Source organism: Vulcanococcus sp. CPBay_Sum15L08_68, from assembly GCF_017855895.1.
GTDB lineage: Bacteria > Cyanobacteriota > Cyanobacteriia > PCC-6307 > Cyanobiaceae > Vulcanococcus.
In genome coordinates this window covers 1-3,765 of sequence record NZ_JAFMFX010000102.1, presented here as the reverse complement: position 1 = coordinate 3,765, position 3,765 = coordinate 1, and the positions used below count along the sequence as shown (strand labels likewise).

Here is a 3,765-nt window from a genome sequence, read left to right as displayed (position 1 = left end):
AGGGTGGTCGTCATGAGTACGGGAAAGAAGTGCCGTGCGCGAACGCCTGGCGGTTAGGGAAGGACAGGTCGGTAACCCGCCCTGCCATGGCCAATGTAACGGATGTTTGCGCGACATTGCGACGCGTTAACGCCTTCTCAGGCTTTCCGGCCCCCAAGTCCTGCTAATCGGTGGCATCAGTCCCGCTTGTCGCTGCGCGTTCCGTGCCTGCTGAGGCCGTCGTCACCTGGAGTCCCAGCGTCACGTTGGTTCCGACCCGCGGCTGCTTCAACCGCTGCGGCTACTGCAGTTTTCGCGTCTCCCCAGCACTGGCTGTACCACTTACGGCTGAGGAGGCCCTGCGGCAGCTGCGTGAGCGTCCCGCCGCTGCTGAGGTGTTGCTGTTGAGCGGTGAAGAGGCGCCTGGATCAGCGGGGCGCGCTGCCTGGTTCAGCCGTCTGCTGCAGCTCAGCCAGCTCGCCCTGGATCAGGGCCGGCTTCCCCACACGAATGCGGGTCCCCTGAGCTGCCAGGAAATGGCGCGCCTTGGCCGGAGCAATCCCTCGATGGGCTTGATGTTGGAGGGGCTCGGTCCTGCCTATGAGCCCCTGCATGCCCGCGCCCCCAGCAAGCGTCTGGAGGTTCGCCTGGCTCAACTCGAGCAGGCTGGACGCTTGGGTATCCCTTTCACCACGGGGCTGCTGTTGGGCGTGGGTGAAAGCCGCGCCGAGCGCATCAGGGCCTTGGAGCTGCTGCGGGATCTCCAGTTGCGCTGGGGGCACCTGCAGGAAGTGATCCTTCAGCCCTGGCGACCCGATGGTGATTCAGCGGTTGTTCTGAGCGAATCCGAGCAAGGGGATCTCCTGGAGTTGATCGCCGATGCCCGGTCCCTCTTGCCGCAGGAGGTGCACCTGCAGACGCCCCCCAATCTCTGGCCTTTGGCGTCCCTGCCCTCTGCCTTGGCTGCTGGCATCGATGACCTCGGCGGGATCGATCTGGAGGACGTGATTAATCCCGCCTATCCCCAACCGGCGATCAGCCAGCTGCGCGCGGTGCTTGAGGCCTCTGGCTGGCAACTCAAACCGCGCACCTGCACGCATCAGCACTGGTGGCGTCGATTGCCGCCTGCCCTGCGGGAGAGGGTCGAGCGGATCGACGAAACCCTCCAACAACGTTGGACAACAGCTGCTTGTTAGCGTCCAACTTCGCCATGGGCGTCGCAGCTTGAGACCACTACCGCCAGCTGATCAGCGGGTGTTGCTCGTGCGGCTCCCCTGCAATCCGATTTTCCCGATTGGCCCGGTGTATCTGGCCGATCATCTGCACAAACAATTCCCCGGACTGGCCCAGCAGATCCTTGATCTGGCTGCTGTCCCCCTGCTGGATGTCGAGGCGGTGCTGCTGGAGCGGATCGAGAGCTTCCGGCCCACCGTTCTGGTCTTTTCCTGGCGGGACATTCAGATCTATGCCCCGGTGGATGGTCGCGGGGGCAACCCCCTGCAGAACTCCTTTGAGGTCTTCTACGCCCTGAATCCCGTTCGCCGTCTGCGCGGTGCCTTTGGCGGGTTGCGTTTGATGGCCTCCTTTTACGGGGAGCTCTGGCGCAATTTGCGCTTGGTCCGCCGTGGCCTGAAGCGCGCGCGCCGTCATCACCCAGAGGCCCAGGCGGTCTTGGGCGGAGGCGCGGTCAGCGTCTTCTACGAACAGCTCGGCAAACGGCTACCCCGGGGCACCGTGGTCTCCGTTGGCGAAGGAGAGCCCTTGCTCGAGAAGCTCCTGCGTGGGGAGTCCCTCGAGGGCGAGCGCTGTTTTCTGGCGGGTGAAGCGCCTCGGCCCGGTCTGATTCATGAGCAGCCCTCCGGCATGGAGAAGACGGCCTGCGACTACGACTACATCGCCTCGATCTGGCCCCAGCTGGATTGGTATCTCGATGGGGGCGACTTCTACGTCGGCGTTCAGACCAAGCGGGGCTGCCCCCACAACTGCTGCTACTGCGTCTACACGGTGGTGGAGGGCAAGGCCGTCCGGGTCAATCCCGTCGAGGAGGTCATCGCCGAGATGCATCAGCTCTATCGGCGTGGGGTGCGCGGCTTCTGGTTCACCGATGCGCAATTCATCCCGGCACGCCGCTACATCGACGATGCCAAGGAGCTCCTGCGGGCGGTGAAGGCCCAGGGCTGGACGGACATCCGCTGGGCGGCCTACATCCGAGCCGACAACCTCGACGCCGAGTTGGCCCAGCTGATGGTCGACACCGGCATGGACTACTTCGAGATCGGCATCACCTCCGGTTCCCAGGAGCTCGTGCGCAAGATGCGGATGGGCTACAACCTCCGCACCGTGCTTGAGAACTGTCGCCTCTTGGCCGAGGCTGGCTTCAGGGAGCACGTCTCGGTGAACTACTCCTTCAACGTCATCGACGAGCGTCCGGAGACGATTCGTCAGACCGTTGCCTACCACCGCGAGCTGGAGCGCATTTTTGGTGCCGACAAGGTTGAGCCCGCGATCTTTTTCATCGGCTTGCAACCCCACACGCACCTGGAGCAGTACGGCTTTGATCAGGGCCTGATCAAGCCGGGCTACAACCCGATGAGCATGCTCCCCTGGACGGCGCGGCAACTCCTCTGGAACCCCGAACCGATGGGCAGCACCTTTGGGCGCATTTGCCTGGAGGCGTTTGAGCGCAATCCCGCCGACTTTGGTCGCACGGTGATGGATCTCTTGGAGCGTGACTACGGCACGGCTCCACTGGAGGAGGCGTTGCGCGCTCCGGTCGAGGGCCGCAAGGCCTTGGCAACGGCGACCCGTTAGATCAGCGCCACCAGCGGCGGCGCACCACGATCAACCCCGCCAGTCCGGCCCAACCCAGCAGACCTCCGATCGGGTTGGGATTGGCGCCACCTGGACCCAGCAGCCAAACGGGTGCGGCTGCCGGCAGGCTGATCAGTCCGGCCTGAAGGGCAAACCAGCCCCCGACTAAGCCGCCGTGTAGGCCAATGGATCCCCAGAGTGCCCCTTGATCGGCGCGTCTTTGCAGCGCTAAGGCGAGGCCCAGTAGCACCAGTCCCACCAACAGGGCGATGGCTTCGATGGGGGGCAGCTGGTACCAGGGATGCACCAGGGCAAAGAACGCGGCCTGGAGCCCGATGGCCCGTTGCCGCCCGCCCAGCAGCTCCAATTCGCCCCAGAGCCAACCACGAAAGAGCAACTCCTCGGCGAACCCCACCCCGAGCAGCAGGGCGATGGCGTTGAGCAGTTGGCCGGCCGTGAGTTGTCCCTGCCATTGGCTCTGGCCGCTGAGCAGCAGGACCACCACCACACCGAACAGCAGCCCAGCGGCCTTGAGCAGACCGCGAATGAAGGCGCGCAGGCCCGCGGTGGGACGCACGACAACCCCGAGCTGTTGCCAGGGATGGTCGACACCCCAGCTGCGGCGCAAGCGCCAAGGCAGGGTCAGTAGCAGTAGCAGCAGCGAAACCACCACCCCAGCCAGGTCCACCTGGTCAGGGCGCCATTGGGGGAAGACCAGCGCCAGCGGCCGCGAGCTGAGCCAACCCAATCCGTAGAGGACGGGGACATAGAGCAGCGTCCCCCACCAGTGCAACGTTGATCTGGTGGGGGACTGCATCAGTCTTCGGGCTCGATCGTGCTGGAGAGACCCTTGGCCTTCAGGGTTTCGCTGTAGAACTCCGCCGGCTCGATATCGCAGACGATCACCAGGCCCACGCCGGTGTTGTGGGCCTCCATCATCACGGCGATGGCGTCCTGCTCACTCAGGGAGGGCAC

Annotated in this window: 4 protein-coding genes; 2 read left to right on the top strand and 2 right to left on the bottom strand. The window is 64.6% G+C overall.

Features of this window, described 5'->3' with window-relative positions; all coding sequences use genetic code 11:
- Window positions 1-203: 203 nt before the first annotated feature.
- The gene (gene cofG, locus QZ189_RS10815) at window positions 204-1,175 is read left to right on the top strand and encodes a 7,8-didemethyl-8-hydroxy-5-deazariboflavin synthase subunit CofG (protein WP_296416234.1); all 972 of its coding nucleotides are present in this window, start codon (window positions 204-206) and stop codon (window positions 1,173-1,175) included.
- Between the two features lie 58 nt (window positions 1,176-1,233).
- Window positions 1,234-2,790, top strand: coding sequence for a photosystem II high light acclimation radical SAM protein (locus tag QZ189_RS10810; RefSeq protein WP_010314588.1), 1,557 nt, complete (start codon window positions 1,234-1,236; stop codon window positions 2,788-2,790).
- A 1-nt stretch (window position 2,791) separates the two neighbouring features.
- Here QZ189_RS10810 and QZ189_RS10805 read toward each other — a convergent pair whose 3' ends face one another.
- On the bottom strand, window positions 2,792-3,607 hold the full coding sequence (locus QZ189_RS10805) for a CPBP family intramembrane glutamic endopeptidase (RefSeq protein WP_296421753.1): 816 nt from the start codon (window positions 3,605-3,607) through the stop codon (window positions 2,792-2,794).
- A partial coding sequence (locus QZ189_RS10800; protein ID WP_296421754.1) for an ATP-dependent Clp protease adaptor ClpS occupies window positions 3,607-3,765 on the bottom strand: 159 nt, incomplete at its 5' end. The genes QZ189_RS10805 and QZ189_RS10800, both read right to left, overlap by 1 nt.